The sequence below is a fragment of the Streptomyces antimicrobicus genome (assembly GCF_020532625.1).
GTDB lineage: Bacteria > Actinomycetota > Actinomycetes > Streptomycetales > Streptomycetaceae > Streptomyces > Streptomyces antimicrobicus.
Genome location: NZ_JAJAUY010000010.1, coordinates 51794 through 68819 on the forward strand (window position 1 = coordinate 51794; position 17026 = coordinate 68819).

Genomic DNA, 17026 nt, shown 5'->3' on the forward strand with positions numbered 1-17026 from the left:
GTCCCAGCCGACACAGAAGACAGACGACGCCTGATCGGACCAAAAGGCCAGGTCAGAGACTTCGGTCTGGTGTGCTCTAGCGTGGGCATGCCCCTGGCGACGGGCAGGAGGCAGCTAACAGGCAGCGCAAAGGGTCAGTGTAGCCACTTGGCTCACTGATGTCCAGACCAGGTTTCCGGAGTCCGGCAACAGGCCTTCCCCACTGTTGTTCAAACCAACCCTGCGATCAACGCTGCGCGGCCCTCGTGCACAGAGCGCGTATCGATACTGCCCTCTTCGTAGCCGATCCATGCCTCGGATCCGGATCGACCTGGCTGACCTCGTGACGGGTCTGAGAATTGCGCGCCGCGTGCCGTTCGTCAAGGCCCCCTGCTCCGTGCGGATCATCACCGGACCCGGAGTGCAGGCAACGAAGATCACCATACTCCCCAACGAGAGCAGGGCAAGCCAGGCACTGCGAATACGCCAAAGGGCGACCACCCGATCGGGTGGTCGCCCTTCGCAGAGGCCGTGGGACGGCCTCAGAGGTGTTACTTGACCTCGACGGACGCGCCAGCGGCCTTGAGGGACTCGGCGGCCTTGTCAGCGGCCTCCTTGTTGACCTTCTCCAGGACCGGCTTCGGGGTGCCGTCGACGAGGTCCTTGGCCTCCTTCAGACCCAGGGAGGTCAGCTCACGCACGACCTTGATGACCTGGATCTTCTTGTCGCCGGCGCCGGTGAGGATGACGTCGAACTCGTCCTTCTCCTCGACCTGGGCAGCCTCGCCGCCGCCGACACCGCCGGCCACGACGACCGGGGCGGCCGCAGCAGCGGTGACGTCGAACTTCTCCTCGAAGGCCTTCACGAACTCGGCGAGCTCGATGAGGGTCATCTCCTCGAACTGGGCCAGCAGGTCGTCCTGAGACAGCTTCGCCATGATGGGCGATCCTTCCACTAATTCGGCTGGTGCCGAGATGTATCGAAAGGCGGGCGTATCGGCCCGCTACGACCCGCGCACTAGGCGGCGCGGATCAATGCGCGAGCCGAATTACTCGGCACCGCCCTGCTCGGCCTGCTTGGCACGGAGCGCGTCCACGGTGCGGACGAGCTTCGACGGCAGCGCCTGGAAGAGCGAGGCAGCCTGAGACTGCTTGCCCTTGAGCGCGCCGGCCAGCTTGGCGAGCAGAACCTCGCGGGACTCGAGGTCCGCAAGCTTCTTGATGTCGTCGGCGGAGAGAGCCTTGCCATCAAGGACACCGGCCTTGATGATCAGGTTCGGGTTCTCCTTGGCGAAGTCACGCAGAGCCTTCGCCGACTCCACCGGGTCACCGGTGACGAAGGCGACCGCGGTCGGACCAGCGAAGTGGTCGTCCAGCGCGGTGATGCCAGCCTGGTTGGCCGCAATCTTGGTCAGCGTGTTCTTCACCACGGCGTACTGGGCGTTCTCACCGAGAGCACGGCGCAGCGTCTTGAGCTGAGCGACGGTGAGACCCCGGTACTCGGTCAGCACGGCGGCGTTGGAGCTCTGGAACGCGTCCGTGAGCTCGGCCACCGATGCAGCCTTGTTGGGCGTCGGCATGGTGCGTCAGCCTCCTTCCGGGTGATGAGGACCGCTCAGAAGGGGCTGTACAAAACAAAGCGCCCCGGCGCAGGCGCACGGGGCAAGGCTCGACCGGACGAACGTCCGGGAACATTTCCACAGTCACCTGCGCGGGTCGCCCGCTTTCAGCGGATCCTTCGGTCACCGCACCCTTACGAGCACGGCAACGACCAGCGGTCTTTGGCTTCTGTGGAACTGTACGCGAACCCTTCCCAGGAGAGCAAATCGCCCTCCGGGGCGCCCTCAGCCCTGCTGCTTGCCCAGCTCGGCGAGGTCGAGGACCTGGTCGGCCGGCGGGGCGGTGACGTCGACCGGCTTGTTGACGTCCAGGAACTTGATCGTCACGTCCATCGGGCCCGAGGTGCCCTGGCCGCGGGTGCGGAACTGCTTGGTCTGGTCGTTGTCGTCGATCCAGATGTCCATGACCAGTTCCTTGATGCCCTGGGCCTCCATCTGCTTCACGCTCCTGGCGTGGCGCTCCTTGGCCTCGGGCGTGGCGGTGGCCGACTCGGCCTTGAGCTGGTCCAGCGTGACCGTGCCGGTCAGGTGCGTGGTCCTCTGGCCGTCGACGGTCTCCTCACCGACCTTCTTCAGGTCCTTGGCGGCGCTGAGGTCCCCGGCCTTGTCCCCCGGGTTCTCCCCCTGCTGGCCGCCACCGAGGGCGTCCAGCTGCTTCGCCTGGTCGGGCGCCAGGGTCTTGATGTCGAACTTCAGCCACTTGCCCTCGCCGCCGAGGTAGAGGGCCCCGTCGAGGAGCCGGATCTCGACGCTCTCGCCGGGCGTCTCCGGGCTGGCCATCTTCATGGCCATGGCCACGGTGGGCTTCAGCCGCAGGGACGCGTCGCCGTTGACGGGCTGCCCCGCGGACGTGCCCGACATGGTGTACCGGACGGAAGTGATCTCCTGCGACTTCTTCTTCGTCTTCTCCAGGTACGCGGCCGGCGCCACCTCCGCCGGCTTCTGGGCGGCCTGCGAGGGCGCCGCGGCGCCGCTGTCGGCGGCCTTGCCGCTCTTGCCGTCCTTGCCGCCGTCGCACGCCGTGGCGCCGCCTGCGAGCAGCACGGCCGCGAGCACGGCCCCGGCCGTCTTCGTACGGTACGTCGCGTTCATCGGGTCCCCCCACTGTCCTGTGTCTTGTGCGCACGCGCGTGCGTCTGGTGCGCCGTGCGCGCTCTGCCCACCGCGGCGGCGGTCATGCGCCCCGGTGCCCCCCACCCGCGACTCTACGTCGCCCCACTGACACGATGCGCACAGGGGTTCGCACAGCGCACCCGAAAACGAACGGGCCCCCCGCCCCGGGAAGGGGGCGAAGGGCCCGTTCGAGCCACTCGAAGAGCCGTCAGGGGGCTCAGACCGCGGCCGGGTCCTCCTCGACGAGGAGGTTGCGGGTGCGGTTCGGGTCCAGCTGGATGCCGGGGCCCATGGTGGTGGTCAGGGCGGCCTTCTTCAGGTAGCGGCCCTTCGCGGCGGACGGCTTCAGACGGAGGATCTCCTCCAGGGCCGCGCCGTAGTTCTCGACCAGCTGCTCATCGGTGAAGGAGACCTTGCCGATGATGAAGTGCAGGTTCGAGTGCTTGTCGACGCGGAACTCGATCTTGCCGCCCTTGATGTCCGTGACGGCCTTGGCCACGTCCATGGTGACGGTGCCGGTCTTCGGGTTCGGCATCAGGCCACGGGGACCGAGCACGCGGCCGAGGCGGCCGACCTTGCCCATGAGGTCCGGGGTGGCGACGACCGCGTCGAACTCGTTCAGGCGGTTGCCCTTGGCGATCTCGTCGATCAGCTCGTCGTTGCCGACGATGTCGGCGCCGGCGGCTTCCGCGGCCGCAGCACGGTCACCGGTCGCGAAGACCAGGACCCGGGCGGTCTTACCGGTGCCGTGCGGGAGGTTCACGGTGCCACGGACCATCTGGTCGGCCTTGCGCGGGTCAACACCCAGGCGGAAGGCGACCTCGACGGTGGCGTCGAACTTGACCGAGGAGGTCTCCTTGGCGAGACGGACGGCCTCGAGCGGGGCGTACAGCTTCTCCCGGTCGATCTTGGCGTCCGCAGCGCGGAGAGTCTTGCTGCGCTTCACTTCTGCTCCTGTGTTTTTTGCTTCAGGTGTGGAGTTGTGGTGCGGGCCAGCGCCGGCCCTACCACGGGGTACTGCTGGGAGGCTGAACTCAGCCCTCGACCGTGATGCCCATGGAGCGGGCGGTGCCGGCGATGATCTTCTCGGCGGCGTCGAGGTCGTTGGCGTTCAGGTCGGGCATCTTGGTGGTGGCGATCTCCCGGACCTGGTCGCGCGTCAGCTTGGCGACCTTGGTCTTGTGGGGCTCGCCGGAGCCCTTGTCCACACCCGCAGCCTTGAGGATCAGCTTGGCGGCCGGCGGAGTCTTGGTCACGAAGGTGAAGGAACGGTCCTCGTAGACCGTGATCTCCACCGGCACGACCATGCCACGCTGCGACTCGGTCGCGGCGTTGTAGGCCTTGCAGAACTCCATGATGTTGACGCCGTGCTGACCCAGCGCGGGGCCGACCGGCGGAGCCGGGTTGGCGGCACCGGCCTGGATCTGGAGCTTGATAAGCCCCGTGACCTTCTTCTTCTTGGGAGGCATTGCTCTCTCCGGGTCCTAGTGAGAGTTTTCCAGCCACCACCCGGTCATCCGGATGGAGGCATACCGCACCACGATAACGGGTATCGGTGCGGGGCTTAAAACCGAGCAGGTCAGACCGCCCTCAACGGGGCGGTCCGACCTGTTCGGACAGCTGTGGAACCAGAAGATCAGTTCTTCTGGATCTGGTCGAAGCTCAGCTCGACCGGGGTCTCGCGGCCGAAGATCTCGACGAGGCCCTTGACCTTCTTCGAGTCGGCGTTGATCTCGTTGATGGTCGCCTGCAGCGTGGCGAACGGGCCGTCGGTGACGGTGACCGAGTCGCCGACCTCGAAGTCCAGCACCTGGACCTCGCGCTTGACGGCGGGCGCCGGCAGGCCGGCCTCCTCCGCGGCGGCCTTGGCGGCCTTCTCCTGGGCCTCCGGGGCGAGCATCTTGACGATCTCGTCCAGGGTCAGCGGGTACGGGTCGTACGCGTTGCCGACGAAGCCGGTGACACCGGGGGTGTTGCGGACGACGCCCCAGGACTCGTTCGTCAGATCCATCCGGACGAGCACGTAGCCGGGCAGCTTGTTCTGCCGGACGTTCTTGCGCTCGCCGTTCTTGATCTGGACGATCTCCTCCTCGGGCACCTCGGCCTGGTAGATGAACTCCTCGACGTTCAGCGAGACGGCACGCTGCTCGAGGTTGGCCTTCACGCGCTTCTCGTAACCGGCGTAGGTGTGGATCACGTACCACTCGCCGGGCAGCCCGCGGAGCTCCTCGCGCAGCGCCTCGATCGGGTCGGCGGGCGCGGCCGGCTCCTCGGGAGCCTCCTCCGCCTCGGCCTCGGCCTCGACGGCGGCGTCCGCGACGCCCTCGTCCTCGTCGGCGTCCTCGTCCTCGTCGGCGTCGACGTCCTCGTCGGACTCCGCACCCTCGTCCTCGACGTGCAGGGCGGCGTCCTCGGCAGCCGTACCGGCCTCGGCGGCGTCGGCGATCTCGATCTCGTCAGGGTCCACAGCGTCCGCCGCCTCGACGATGTCGAGCTCGTCCTCGATGGACTCGACGGAGTCGGGGCCGTTCAGGTTCGGGTCAGACACGGTGGCTGCTTCTTCCTGGATACAAAAATGGGTGGAACATGCGAAAACGGGCGGCACCATCAAGGCGCCGCCCTCCGCGGGGATCAGCCGAAGACGAACTTGATGGCTTCCTGGAACCCATAGTCAATCACGGTAACGAGACCGATCATGATGAGCACGAAGACAATCACCACAGTGGTGTACGTCGTCAGCTGGCTGCGCGTGGGCCAGACGACCTTGCGGAGTTCCGCGACGATCTGGCGGTAGAACAGCGCAAGGCGCCCGAGAGGGCCCTTCTTCCCGCGCTTGCCACCCTTGCGGGCCTTCTTCTCGCGGGTCTCGTCCTCGGCGTCAGGCATGTCGATGGAGCCCAGGGCGTCCGTCACGTCTCTCACCTGAATCCGGGTCATGGCCGTGCCGCGCCCGGTTGAGCCGCACGGCGGTGCATCGAAGTACGTACCTGCGCACACATCCGGCGAAGGAGTGTGGAGCAGGGCCGGAGGGACTCGAACCCCCAACCGCTGGTTTTGGAGACCAGTGCTCTACCAATTGAGCTACGACCCTTTGCGTCCCCCAACCTACCGCATCCGAGCGAGTGCACGGAGTGCGCGCGCTTTCCTGCGGCTGGCGAGGTCCAACGACAGGTGAGTGTACGTGGTCCCGGCCCCGACGTCGAACAGGAATGATCCGGACGGCTTGCGGACGCCCGTCGTCCGGTCTCTGGAACGGTGCCCCGCCGCCCTGCCCGGTCTGGGACGATGGGCCGCATGACCTCTGCAACGCCTTCCTCCGAGCGCCGGGTGTCCGCCCGTATCGGCGCCATTTCCGAGTCCGCCACCCTCGCCGTGGACGCCAAGGCCAAGGCCCTGAAGGCCGCCGGACGGCCGGTCATCGGCTTCGGCGCGGGCGAGCCCGACTTCCCGACCCCGGACTACATCGTCGAGGCCGCGGTCGAGGCCTGCCGTGACCCGAAGTACCACCGCTACACCCCGGCGGGCGGTCTGCCGGAGCTGAAGAAGGCCATCGCCGCGAAGACCCTGCGCGACTCGGGCTACGAGGTGGACGCGTCGCAGATCCTGGTCACCAACGGCGGCAAGCAGGCCATCTACGAGGCGTTCGCCGCGATCCTCGACCCGGGTGACGAGGTCATCGTCCCGGCGCCGTACTGGACCACCTACCCGGAGTCGATCCGGCTCGCCGGCGGTGTCCCGGTGGAGGTCGTCGCCGACGAGACCACCGGCTACCGGGTCTCGGTCGAGCAGCTGGAGGCGGCGCGCACCGAGCGCACCAAGGTCGTCCTCTTCGTCTCCCCCTCGAACCCGACCGGCGCCGTCTACGCCGAGGACGAGGCCCGCGCGATCGGCGAGTGGGCCGCCGAGCACGGCCTGTGGGTGCTGACCGACGAGATCTACGAGCACCTGGTCTACGGCGACGCGAAGTTCACCTCGCTGCCCGTGCTGGTCCCGGCGCTGCGCGACAAGTGCATCGTGGTCAACGGCGTCGCCAAGACGTACGCGATGACCGGCTGGCGCGTCGGGTGGGTCATCGGCCCGCAGGACGTGATCAAGGCCGCGACGAACCTGCAGTCGCACGCCACGTCCAACGTCTCCAACGTGGCTCAGGCGGCCGCGATCGCCGCCGTCTCGGGCGACCTGGACGCCGTCGCGGAGATGCGCAAGGCCTTCGACCGCCGCCGCCGCACGATCGTCAAGATGCTCAACGAGATCGACGGCGTGGTCTGCCCGACCCCCGAGGGCGCGTTCTACGCGTACCCGTCGGTCAAGGCGCTCCTGGGCAAGGAGATCCGCGGCAAGCGCCCGCAGACCTCCGTGGAGCTCGCCGCCCTGATCCTGGACGAGGTCGAGGTCGCCGTCGTCCCGGGTGAGGCCTTCGGGACCCCCGGCTACCTGCGCCTGTCCTACGCGCTCGGCGACGAGGACCTCGTCGAGGGCGTGTCCCGGATCCAGAAGCTGCTGGGTGAGGCCAAGGCCTGAGCCAGGCCCGGCCCGGAACGGGCGTCCGGCGACGACGGGGTTGTCGCCGGGCGCCCGTTCGTGCGTTGGGGCGTTCGGGCGGGCCTTCGTCCCCTCCCTCCGCCCTTCGTTTCTGCGTTCGGGCAAGCTCTCGTTCAGGGAATCCGGCTGCCGAACGGGTGACGGATGGGGCAGGATCACCGGATGGAGCACGCACGCGATCTCACGCTTCTGCCGAAGGCCCATCTGCACCTGCACTTCACCGGGTCGATGCGCCCCTCGACCCTGCTGGAGCTGGCCGACAAGTACGGCATCCGGCTCCCGGACGCCCTCACCGCCGGTGAGCCGCCCAAGCTCCGGGCCACCGACGAGCGCGGCTGGTTCCGCTTCCAGCGCCTCTACGACGCCGCCCGCAGCTGCCTGCGGGAGCCGGACGACATCCGGCGCCTGGTGCGCGAGGCCGCCGAGGAGGACGTCCGCGACGGCAGCGGCTGGCTGGAGATCCAGGTGGACCCCACCTCGTACGCGCCGCGCCTGGGTGGGCTGATCCCGGCCGTGGAGATCATCCTCGACGCCGTCGAGGCCGCCTCCCGCGACACCGGGCTCGGCATCCGCGTCCTGGTCGCCGCCAACCGGTTGAAGCACCCGCTGGACGCCCGGACCCTGGCCCGGCTCGCCGTCCGCTACGCCGACCGCGGCATCGTCGGCTTCGGCCTGTCCAACGACGAGCGGCGCGGCATGGCCCGTGACTTCGACCGGGCCTTCGCCATCGCCCGCGAGGGCGGGCTGCTCGCGGCCCCGCACGGCGGTGAGCTGACCGGGCCGGCCTCGGTCCGCGACTGCCTCGACGACCTGCACGCCGCCCGGATCGGGCACGGGGTGCGCGCGGCGGAGGACCCCCGGCTGCTGCAGCGGCTGGCCGACCGGCAGATCACCTGCGAGGTCTGCCCGGCCTCCAACGTGGCCCTCGGCGTCTACAAGCGCCCCGAGGACGTGCCGCTGCGCACCCTGTTCGAGGCGGGCGTGCCGATGGCGCTGGGCGCCGACGACCCGCTGCTGTTCGGCTCGCGGCTGGCCGCCCAGTACGAGATCGCCCGCCGCCACCACGGCTTCACCGACGCGGAGCTCGCGGAGCTGGCCCGGCAGTCGGTGCGCGGCTCGGCGGCCCCGGAGGAGATCAAGGCGAAGCTGCTGGCGGGCGTGGACCACTGGCTGGAGGGCTGAGGGGGGGGGGGGGGGGGGGGGCGCCGGAGGCGGGCGTGGGCCGGGCAGGCGGGCGGCCGCGGGCCGGGGGGCGCCGGAGGCTGGCGTACGGGAGCGCGAGCGGGAGCGCGAGCGGGAGCGCGAGCGGGAGCGCGAGCGGGAGCGCGTACCGGCGCGAGGAGGCGCGCGAGAGGGCGCGCGAGGAGGCGCACGCTCAGCGCATCAGGCGCAGGTCGCCCTCGTAGCAGTCGGCGCGGACCAGGCCGCCTTCGGGGAAGCCGATCTCCAGGTGCGTGCGGCCCTGCTCGGGCAGCGCGTACTCGGCGACCGAGGCCACCGTCTCGCCGACGTGCCGCAGGAACGGATGGTCCCCGAGGTCCTCGCCGACCTCGACCCGGCCCCACTCCCCCAGGTCGTACGGCTCGTGGGGCGGGGTGGACTCGACGATCAGGCATCCGTCGGACCCGGTGGTGATCCGCGTGCAGTCGCCGACGGTGTCGATCAGCCAGACGTCGAGCGGCGCCTCGGACCGCTCGCCCTCGCAGACGTGCCAGGACGCGACGACCCGGCTGATCGTGCGTCCCACAAGACGGGTGGGGTCAGTGCCGGCCCCGTGACGGGGACACAGCATTCAGAGGGTGACGCCGACCGTCACCGGCTCGTTGACGAGGGTGATCCCGAACGCCTCGTGCACACCCGCCACGACCTCCCGCGCCAGGGCGAGCAGGTCCTCGGTGGTGGCGTGGCCGCGGTTGGTCAGGGCGAGGGTGTGCTTGGTCGAGATGCGGGCCGGGCCGGTGCCGTAGCCCTTGGTGAAGCCGGCCTTGTCGATCAGCCAGGCCGCGCTGGTCTTCGTACGGCCCTCCCCGGCGGGGTACGCGGGCGGGCGGACGTCGGCGCCGAGGCGGTCCTGGACGCGGGCGAGGAACGCGGCGTACGCCTCGTCGGCCAGGATCGGGTTGTGGAAGAAGGAGCCGGCCGACCAGGTGTCGTGGTCGGCGGGGTCCAGGACCATGCCCTTGCCGGCGCGCAGCTTCAGCACGGTCTCGCGGGCGGTGGCGGCCGGGACCCGCTCGCCGGCCTCGACGCCGAGGGCGCGGGCGGTCTCGGGGTACTTGATCGGCGCGGAGAGGCCGCCGGCGTCCTCCAGCCGGAAGCGGACGCGGAGCACGACGTAGCGGTCGGGCCGGTCCTTGAAGAGGCTGTGGCGGTAGCGGAAGGCGCACTCGGCGTTGGTCAGAGTGACCGTTTCACCGGTCGTGCGGTCGTACGCGACCACCTCGGTGATCGTGTCGGAGACCTCCTGGCCGTACGCGCCGACGTTCTGGATCGGCGTCGCGCCGGCCGAGCCGGGGATACCGGCCAGGCACTCGATGCCGGCGAGCCCCGCCTCGACGGTGCGCGCCACGGCGTCGGACCAGTTCTCGCCGGCGGCGAGCTCCAGGGTCGTGCCGTCCAGGGCGAAACCGGTGGTGGCGATGCGCAGGGCGGTGCCGTCGAAGCCCTTGTCCCCGATGACCAGGTTGCTGCCGCCGCCGATGACGAGCAGCGGGGTCCCGCTCTCGTCGGCCGCGCGGACGGCGGCGACGACCTCGGCGTCGGTGGTCGCGGTGACCAGCCGGGTCGCGGGGCCGCCGAGGCGGAAGGTGGTCAGCGGGGCCAGGGGGGCGTCGTGGAGTTCCTGCACGTGCACAAGAGTACGGTCCGTGGCCCCGGGATCCCGGCGGGGCCACGGACCGTGCCGTCGTACGGGGGGGCGGGGCCCGGGCCGGTACGGTCTGCGGTTCCGGTTCCGGTTCCGGTCAGCGGTTCCGCTCGGCTTCGGCTTCGGCGTCGGCGTCGGCGTCGGCGTCGGCGAGGCGGCGTACGGCCTCGGGCCAGGTGATCGGGAGGGCGGCGGCCGGAGCGGTCCAGAAGGTGAAGGTGGAGTCCTTCATGGACGCGGCGAGCGCGCGGGAGCTGGAGCGGTGCGGCTCGCTGCGGGCGAAGCGGTAGAGCGCGTCGCGGTCCTGCCAGGCCGAGAGGGTGTAGAAGGTCCGGCCGAACACCCGGGCGCGCAGCGCCGCGCCGTGGGCGCCGGGGGCCTTGCGGATCTGGCGGACGATGCCGGGTGCCTTGAGGAAGAACCGGACGGCGTCGAGCAGGGTGCGGGTCTCGAAGCGGGACGCCATCAGGTAGACCTCGGCGTCGGGCGCGGGGGCGGTGGGGGTGGTCCAGGGGATGTCGGGCATGACGTGTGCTCCTGCCTGGGTCGGTGGCGTCAGGTCGGTGGGTGGCGTCAGAGGGTGGCGGGGGCCGGGTCCGCGGTCGTGGCCGAGGTCGGGGTGGAGGTCGGGGTGGAGGTCGAGGTGGAGGCGGACGTCGAGGTCGTGGCCGGCGTCGAGAGGGAGGCCGTGGTGGTGGCCGCGGTCGGGGCGCTCCGGCGGCGCGGGGCGAGCAGGGCCAGGACGGCGGCCAGGGCGACCGCGCCGGCGCCGATCCACAGGGCGGGCACGGTGCCGTCGGCGAAGGCCTGCGGGGACTCGTAGCCGCCCTGGGCCGCGAACACCGAGGCCATGACCGCGACGCCGAGGGCCCCGCCGACCTCGCGCAGGGCGTTGTTGGCGCCCGAGGCCTTGCCCTGGTCGGCCGTGGCGACGGTGGACATGAGGACGTGCGCGGCCGGGGCGAAGTACAGGGCCATGCCGATGCCGCTGAGGATCAGGGCGGGCAGCTGGGTGGCGTAGCTCACCCCGGGGTCGAGGACGACCGCGAACCAGCCGAGGCCGACGGCCTGCAGGGCGAGGCCCGCGGCGACGACCGGGCGGCCGCCGATGCGGTCGGCGAGGGCGCCGGCCAGCGGGGCGACGAGCATCGGCATGCCGGTCCAGGGCAGCATCCGCAGTCCGGCCTCGGCGGGCGAGTAGCCGGCGACGCCCTGGAGGAACTGGGCGAGCAGGAAGATCGAGCCGAACATGCCGAGGAACATCAGCAGGCTGGCCATGTTGATCCCGAGGAAGCCCCGGTGGCGGAAGAGGCGCATGGGGAGCATGGGGTTCTTGGCGCGGAAGCCGTGGACCACGAACGCGCCGACGAGCGCTCCGCCCGCGATCAGACCGGTCAGCACGGGTCCGCTGGTCCAGCCGTGGGCGTTGGCGTTGACCAGGCCGTAGACGACGCCGAACAGGCCCGCGCTGATCAGGAGCGTGCCGGGGACGTCGAGCCGGGCGCCGGGGGCGGTGGACTCGGCGAGCTTGAACCGGCTGAGCGGGATCAGGACGAGGCCGATGGGCACGTTCAGCCAGAAGATCCACTGCCAGGACAGGTGCTCGGTCAGGCTGCCGCCGATGACGGGGCCGCTGGCGACGGCGAGGCCGGTGACGGCGCCGTAGATGCCGAGCGCCGCGCCGCGGCGGGCGGCCGGGACGGCGGCCGTGAGCAGCGTGAGGGTGAGCGGCATCATCACGGCCGCGCCGGCGCCCTGCACGGCGCGGGCGGCGATCAGGGCGTCGATGTCGGGCGAGAGGGCGACCGCGGCGGAGGCGCCGGTGAAGACGGCGAGGCCGGCGACGAAGAGGCGGCGGCAGCCGAAGCGGTCACCGAGGGCGGCGCCGAGCATGAGGAGGACGGCGAAGGTGAGCGTGTAGGCGTTCACCGTCCATTCGAGGTCCTCCAGCTTGCCGCCGAGGTCCGCGCGGATGGCGGGGAGGGCGGTGGTGACGACGAGGTTGTCGAGGGCGGCCATGAAGCTGGCGGCGCCGGTGAGGACGAGGGCCCAGAGGGCGGGCCCCTTCAGAGCGGTGCTTGCGGTGCTTGCGGTGCGTGCGGTGCCTGCGTTGCGTGCGGCGCCTGCGGTGCGTTGCGGTTCCACGATTCCCCCTGCGTGGGTGTGTGTGCGTGCCTGCATGCGCAAGTTATTGATCGGTAACTAACTTCCTGGCCCACAAGAAGGCCCACTCCCGGGGCGCGACGCGCGCCCCGAAGACCTCCTGGCGGGCGGGATTACGGCGACTACGGCCGAACCGAGGAGCAGTCGGCGACGCCGGCAGTACCGGTGGGGCCGGTGGCGTCGGCAGCGCCGGTGGCGTCGGCAGCGGCGCCGGCCGTGCCGGTGACGCCGGCAGTAGCGCCGGCAGCGCCTGCGCCCGAGTTGCCGAGACCGGACCTCATGAGCCCGGCCCAGATCCGATGGTCGGGCGGGAACCCCATGGCGGTGAGCGTGTTGATCAACATGCCCTGCGCCATGAACGCCGTGGCCTCCTCGACGTCACCGCCCAGCGGGATCCGCACGGTGTCCCACAGCTCCAGCCAGCCGGCGCGCACGAGCTCGCCGAGCTCGCGGTCGCCAGCCGCTTCGGCAGCGGCCACGGTGACGTACATCTGCAGCTGCATCTGGAGGGTGTGCGGATCGTGAGTGATCAGCTGCAGGTAGGCGCCGCCCATGGCGCTGCGCGCCTCCTCGCCGTGCAGCCCGTCCGCCGCCTCGGCGAACACCCGGCGGGTGTTCTCGATGCAGCGGGCGGCGGCGGCGAGGAAGATCGCCTGCTTGTTAGGGAAGAGCCGGAACAGGTACGGCTGCGACACCCCGACGCGCTTGGCGATCGCCTCGGTCGACGTGCCGTAGTAGCCGCCCTGCGCGAACTCGCGCATGGCCGCCACGATGACGCTCTCGCGCCGCTCTTCCGCGCTCATCCTCACCATGCAGTGAAGGTTAGTACTCAATCACTAACTACGCAAGGGAAGAAGAAGGCGCCCCGCGGGGCGCCTGACTTCCCGGAAGCGGACGAGGCGGACGAGCGGTCTCAGCCGAGCTGAACGACGGCCCGCGACATCCCCAGGACCTTCTGACCAGCGCTCATGGCCGTCAGATCGACCCGCACCCGCTTGTCGTCCAGCTTGGCGGCGACCTTGCCGCTGACCTCGATGACCGCGCCGGCGTCGTCGTTCGGCACCACGACCGGCTTGGTGAAGCGCACGCCGTACTCGACGACCGCGCCCGGGTCGCCGGTCCAGTCGGTCACCACGCGGATCGCCTCGGCCATGGTGAACATGCCATGCGCGATCACGTCCGGGAGCCCGACCTCCTTGGCGAACTTCTCGTTCCAGTGGATCGGGTTGAAGTCCCCGGAGGCACCGGCGTAGCGGACGAGCGTGGCGCGCGTCACGGGGAAGGACTGGGCGGGCAGCTCGGTGCCGACCTCGACGTCCGCGTAGTTGATCCTGGCGGTCATGGGTCAGCCCTCCTCGGCGGCGCGGGACACGAGCTTGGTCCAGGCGGTCACCACGTGCTCGCCGGTGGCGTCGTGGACCTCGCCGCGGATGTCGATGATGTCGTTGCCCGCCATCGTCTTGACGGCCTCGATCGTCGAGGTCACGGAGAGGCGGTCGCCGGCGCGCACCGGACGCGTGTACGCGAACTTCTGGTCGCCGTGCACCACGCGGTCGTAGTTCAGCCCCAGCTGCGGGTCCTGGACGACCAGGCCGGCGGCCTTGAACGTGATCGCGAACACGAAGGTGGGCGGGGCGATCACATCGGGGTGGCCGAGCTCCTTGGCGGCGTCCGGGTCGGTGTAGGCGGGGTTGGCGTCGCCCACGGCCTCCGCGAATTCACGGATCTTCTCCCGGCCGACCTCGTACGGATCGGTGGGCGGATACGTCCGCCCCACGAAGGACTGGTCGAGCGCCATGGCTCACTACCTCCTGGTAGAAACTGCGAAAACGACACGAGGTCGCCCCCCGGAAAAGGGGACGACCTCATGACAGTGCCTTTGTCCGAAGACTCGCTGGGGTCAGCGGGTCTCGCGGTGCGCGGTGTGCGAGTTGCAGCGCGGGCAGTGCTTCTTCATCTCAAGACGGTCCGGGTTGTTGCGCCGGTTCTTCTTGGTGATGTAGTTCCGCTCCTTGCACTCCACGCAGGCCAGCGTGATCTTCGGGCGGACGTCGGTGGCAGCCACGTGAGTGCTCCTTGACGGACGGATGGACGGATGAACGCAGAAAAGAGTAGCCGATCGGGAGACCGACCCCACAATCGGCTACTGTGTGTAGCGGCGACCGGACTTGAACCGGTGACACAGCGATTATGAGCCGCTTGCTCTACCGACTGAGCTACGCCGCTTTGATGTGATCAGTTCCCACCCGAGGGCGGGAACCTCTCTCACCAGAGCCCCAATACGGAATCGAACCGTAGACCTTCTCCTTACCATGGAGACGCTCTGCCGACTGAGCTATTGGGGCGAGCAGGGAAGACATTACACGGCCCCCGGCCGTTCGCCCAAATCCTTTCCCCCGCCCCCTCCGCACCGACCCGGACGCCTGCGACGCAGGCCACACCCGACCCCCCGCCCGACACCTCCACCCCCACCGAACAAGCCACCCCGGCCCTCCCCCAGCGCCCCCGGTCCACCGCCCAGACCGCCGCCCGGACCCGGGCCTTGCCACCCCCTTCCGCCGGACAACGCCACCCCGCCCGAGCCTCCGGTGGGCCAGCACCCGACTGGCCGGTGGCGGGCCCGGGGGCTGCGGTAGGCGGGGGCTGGGCCCGGACGCGGCGGGTGAGCCGGGGGCGGCGGTTGGGCTCCTGGGGGCGGCGGGAAGCAGGGGTTGGGCCCCGGGGGCAGCGGGTCGCCACATGGCAGGCGGGGGCCGGGCGCAGACCCGAGGACCGAGTCCGGGACACGCCCCAGGCGGGGGCCACGCCCGGGCACGCGGCTGCGAAGCAGGTCGCAGCCCGGCGCCGGACCAGGAAATCGGGCCTCGGGTCATGCACCCCTCCCCGGCCGGGCTCGGACTCCCACCGGGCAGGTGGCTGCTTCGCAGACGGCGCCGGGCACCGGACCGGGCGGGCCAGGTGCTGGGCCGCCAGGGAGTCGGGCCTCGGGTCATGCCCCCCCGGCCGGGCTCGGGCCTCCACCGGGCAGACGGCTACGTCACAGAGGGCGGCCGGGCACCGGACCAGGCGGGCGGCCGGGCACCAGACCAGGCGGGGCGGCCGGGCGCCGGACCGGCCGGGTGGCCTGGTGCTGGGCCAGGCGAGCGGCCGCCAGGCTCGCTGGCCCGGACTCGCCGGTTACCGGACCTGCTGCGGGCGGCCGCCAGCCTCGCTGGCCCCGACTCGCTGGCCCGGACTCGCTGGCCCGGACTCGCTGGACGGGTCTCGCCGGGTGCCGGACCCCGCTGAGGCCGGGGCGCTCCGCATGCCGGGGCCGAGGCCAGTCGAGGGATGGTCGGGGCCACGGCGGTACGACTATTCGGCTCTTCCACGACGCTGCGGCACCCGCCCCCTAGGCTCTGAGCACGCTGCGCGATCTTGGGCCGTGGCTGCGGCCAGGGCCCGGGGAACGCCCGAGCCCACCGCAGGAGCGCGATGCCCGACAGCCACGCCCCCGGACACGGCGCCGCCCACCACGGTTCGGCCGCCGACCCCACCACGCTGCTCCTCGCCGGCGCCCGCCTCACGGACGGGCGGACGGTCGACGTCCGGCTCAGCGGCGGCCGCATCCAGGCCGTCGGCACCGCCGGCAGCCTGCCCGCCCCGGCTCCCTCCCGGATCGACCTCACCGGCTACCTGCTGCTGCCCGCCCCCGCCGAACCCCACGCCCACGGCGACACGGCCCTCACCGCCGACACCGAGGGCCCGGTCCCGTACACCGTCGACGAGGTGCAACGCCGCGCCACCGAGGCGGCCCTGCTCCAACTCGGCCACGGCGCCACGGCAGTCCGCTCGCACGTCCGGATCGGTGACGTGCACGGCCTGGGCCCCCTGGAGGCCGTCCTCCAGGCCCGCCGATCGCTGCGCGGACTCGCCGACCTCACCGCCGTCGCCGTTCCCCGCCTCCTCACCGGCGTCGCCGGCGCCGACGGCCTCGCGATGCTCCGCGACGCCCTCAAGATGGGCGCGGCGGTGGTCGGCGGCTGCCCGGACCTGGATCCCGACCCCACCGGTTTCCTGGAGGCCGTGCTCGAACTCGCCGCCGAGCACGGCTGTCCCGTCGACCTCCACACCGACGGCGACGACCCGGCCCGCCTGACCCGCCTCGCGGCGATGGCCGGCGAGCTGCGCCCCGGCGTGTCCGTCGGACCCTGCGGCGGGCTCACCCGCCTCCCCGCCGACGTGGCCGGCCGGGCGGCCGACCAACTGGCCGCCGCCGGCGTCCGCGTGACCTGTCTCCCGCAGGGCGACTGCGCCGCCCTGGAGCGGCGCGGCCCCCTCCCGGCCCCGATCCGGCTGCTGCGCACGGCCGGGGTCCGCGTCGCCGCGGGCAGCGGCGCACTGCGCGACGCCGGCAACCCCGTCGGGCGGGGCGACCCCCTGGAGGCCGCCTACCTCCTCGCCTCGCAGGGGGGTCTGCGGCCGGCCGAGGCGTACGAGGCGGTCAGCGCCGCCGCCCGGGAGGCGATGGGCCTGCCGGAGGTGCGGGTGGAGGCCGGGTTCCCCGCCGAGCTCCTCGCCGTGCGCGGCGACCGGATCGCCGGCGTGCTCTCCCTCGCGTACAGCCGGATCGTCATCCACCGGGGCCGGGTGGTGGCCCGAACCAGCGCGGTGCGCGAGTACTGCGACTCGGCGGTCGCGGTGGCCCTGGACCTGCCCCGGCAGGGCCGTATGGAGCCAGGTCCCTGAGCGGCTGCGGGCGGCC

The 17026-nt window shown here is 71.3% G+C and carries 18 protein-coding genes and 3 tRNA genes; 3 read left to right on the top strand and 18 right to left on the bottom strand.

Annotated elements, in window-relative coordinates; translation table 11 throughout:
• Nucleotides 1–530: 530 nt before the first annotated feature.
• The 8 genes from rplL to LG632_RS04560 form a co-directional block, all read right to left on the bottom strand.
• On the bottom strand, nt 531–917 hold the full coding sequence (gene rplL, locus LG632_RS04525; protein WP_226725394.1) for a 50S ribosomal protein L7/L12: 387 nt from the start codon (nt 915–917) through the stop codon (nt 531–533).
• A gap of 111 nt (nt 918–1028) precedes the next feature.
• Nucleotides 1029–1559, bottom strand: a complete 531-nt coding sequence (gene rplJ, locus LG632_RS04530; RefSeq protein ID WP_226725395.1) for a 50S ribosomal protein L10 — start codon at nt 1557–1559, stop codon at nt 1029–1031.
• A gap of 264 nt (nt 1560–1823) precedes the next feature.
• Nucleotides 1824–2690, bottom strand: coding sequence for an SCO4651 family lipoprotein (locus LG632_RS04535; RefSeq protein WP_226725397.1), 867 nt, complete (start codon nt 2688–2690; stop codon nt 1824–1826).
• Nucleotides 2691–2928: 238 nt separating this feature from the next.
• The gene (gene rplA / locus LG632_RS04540; RefSeq protein WP_226725399.1) at nt 2929–3657 is read right to left on the bottom strand and encodes a 50S ribosomal protein L1; all 729 of its coding nucleotides are present in this window, start codon (nt 3655–3657) and stop codon (nt 2929–2931) included.
• Between the two features lie 88 nt (nt 3658–3745).
• Nucleotides 3746–4180, bottom strand: coding sequence for a 50S ribosomal protein L11 (gene rplK / locus LG632_RS04545; RefSeq protein ID WP_031076594.1), 435 nt, complete (start codon nt 4178–4180; stop codon nt 3746–3748).
• 167 nt (nt 4181–4347) lie between these two features.
• On the bottom strand, nt 4348–5259 hold the full coding sequence (gene nusG, locus LG632_RS04550; RefSeq protein WP_226725401.1) for a transcription termination/antitermination protein NusG: 912 nt from the start codon (nt 5257–5259) through the stop codon (nt 4348–4350).
• 83 nt (nt 5260–5342) lie between these two features.
• Nucleotides 5343–5624 carry a preprotein translocase subunit SecE gene (secE, locus tag LG632_RS04555; protein ID WP_226725403.1) on the bottom strand — a complete coding sequence of 94 codons (282 nt, stop codon included), beginning with the start codon at nt 5622–5624 and terminating at the stop codon, nt 5343–5345.
• Between the two features lie 105 nt (nt 5625–5729).
• Nucleotides 5730–5802, bottom strand: a tRNA-Trp gene (locus tag LG632_RS04560).
• A gap of 203 nt (nt 5803–6005) precedes the next feature.
• Here LG632_RS04560 and LG632_RS04565 point away from each other — a divergent pair.
• Entirely contained in the window at nt 6006–7232 is a 1227-nt protein-coding gene (locus LG632_RS04565) for a pyridoxal phosphate-dependent aminotransferase (RefSeq protein ID WP_226725405.1), read from the top strand.
• A gap of 183 nt (nt 7233–7415) precedes the next feature.
• Entirely contained in the window at nt 7416–8435 is a 1020-nt protein-coding gene (locus tag LG632_RS04570; RefSeq protein WP_226725407.1) for an adenosine deaminase, read from the top strand.
• A gap of 193 nt (nt 8436–8628) precedes the next feature.
• Here the strand turns inward: LG632_RS04570 and LG632_RS04575 are convergent, their stop codons facing one another.
• The 10 genes from LG632_RS04575 to LG632_RS04620 all read right to left on the bottom strand — a co-directional run bounded on the left by LG632_RS04575 (nt 8629) and on the right by LG632_RS04620 (nt 14627).
• Nucleotides 8629–9000, bottom strand: a complete 372-nt coding sequence (locus LG632_RS04575; RefSeq protein ID WP_226725409.1) for a hypothetical protein — start codon at nt 8998–9000, stop codon at nt 8629–8631.
• 45 nt (nt 9001–9045) lie between these two features.
• Entirely contained in the window at nt 9046–10101 is a 1056-nt protein-coding gene (locus tag LG632_RS04580; RefSeq protein WP_226725411.1) for a UDP-N-acetylmuramate dehydrogenase, read from the bottom strand.
• A gap of 115 nt (nt 10102–10216) precedes the next feature.
• Nucleotides 10217–10645: a DUF3291 domain-containing protein gene (locus LG632_RS04585; RefSeq protein ID WP_226725413.1), complete on the bottom strand. Its 429-nt coding sequence runs from the start codon at nt 10643–10645 to the stop codon at nt 10217–10219.
• A gap of 47 nt (nt 10646–10692) precedes the next feature.
• Complete coding sequence (locus LG632_RS04590; RefSeq protein WP_226725449.1) at nt 10693–12138, bottom strand: DHA2 family efflux MFS transporter permease subunit; 1446 nt, start codon at nt 12136–12138, stop codon at nt 10693–10695.
• A gap of 266 nt (nt 12139–12404) precedes the next feature.
• Nucleotides 12405–13094, bottom strand: a complete 690-nt coding sequence (locus LG632_RS04595) for a TetR/AcrR family transcriptional regulator (RefSeq protein ID WP_374203397.1) — start codon at nt 13092–13094, stop codon at nt 12405–12407.
• A gap of 101 nt (nt 13095–13195) precedes the next feature.
• Nucleotides 13196–13624: a MaoC family dehydratase gene (locus tag LG632_RS04600; RefSeq protein WP_226725415.1), complete on the bottom strand. Its 429-nt coding sequence runs from the start codon at nt 13622–13624 to the stop codon at nt 13196–13198.
• Between the two features lie 3 nt (nt 13625–13627).
• Complete coding sequence (locus tag LG632_RS04605; protein WP_226725416.1) at nt 13628–14080, bottom strand: MaoC family dehydratase N-terminal domain-containing protein; 453 nt, start codon at nt 14078–14080, stop codon at nt 13628–13630.
• A gap of 102 nt (nt 14081–14182) precedes the next feature.
• Nucleotides 14183–14347, bottom strand: a complete 165-nt coding sequence (gene rpmG, locus LG632_RS04610; RefSeq protein ID WP_003956487.1) for a 50S ribosomal protein L33 — start codon at nt 14345–14347, stop codon at nt 14183–14185.
• Nucleotides 14348–14435: 88 nt separating this feature from the next.
• Nucleotides 14436–14508, bottom strand: a tRNA-Met gene (locus LG632_RS04615).
• A gap of 46 nt (nt 14509–14554) precedes the next feature.
• Nucleotides 14555–14627 (bottom strand) — tRNA-Thr (locus LG632_RS04620).
• Between the two features lie 1129 nt (nt 14628–15756).
• Between LG632_RS04620 and LG632_RS04625 the strand changes: the two genes are divergently transcribed.
• The gene (locus LG632_RS04625; RefSeq protein ID WP_226725418.1) at nt 15757–17010 is read left to right on the top strand and encodes an amidohydrolase family protein; all 1254 of its coding nucleotides are present in this window, start codon (nt 15757–15759) and stop codon (nt 17008–17010) included.
• The last annotated feature ends 16 nt before the right edge of the window (nt 17011–17026 follow it).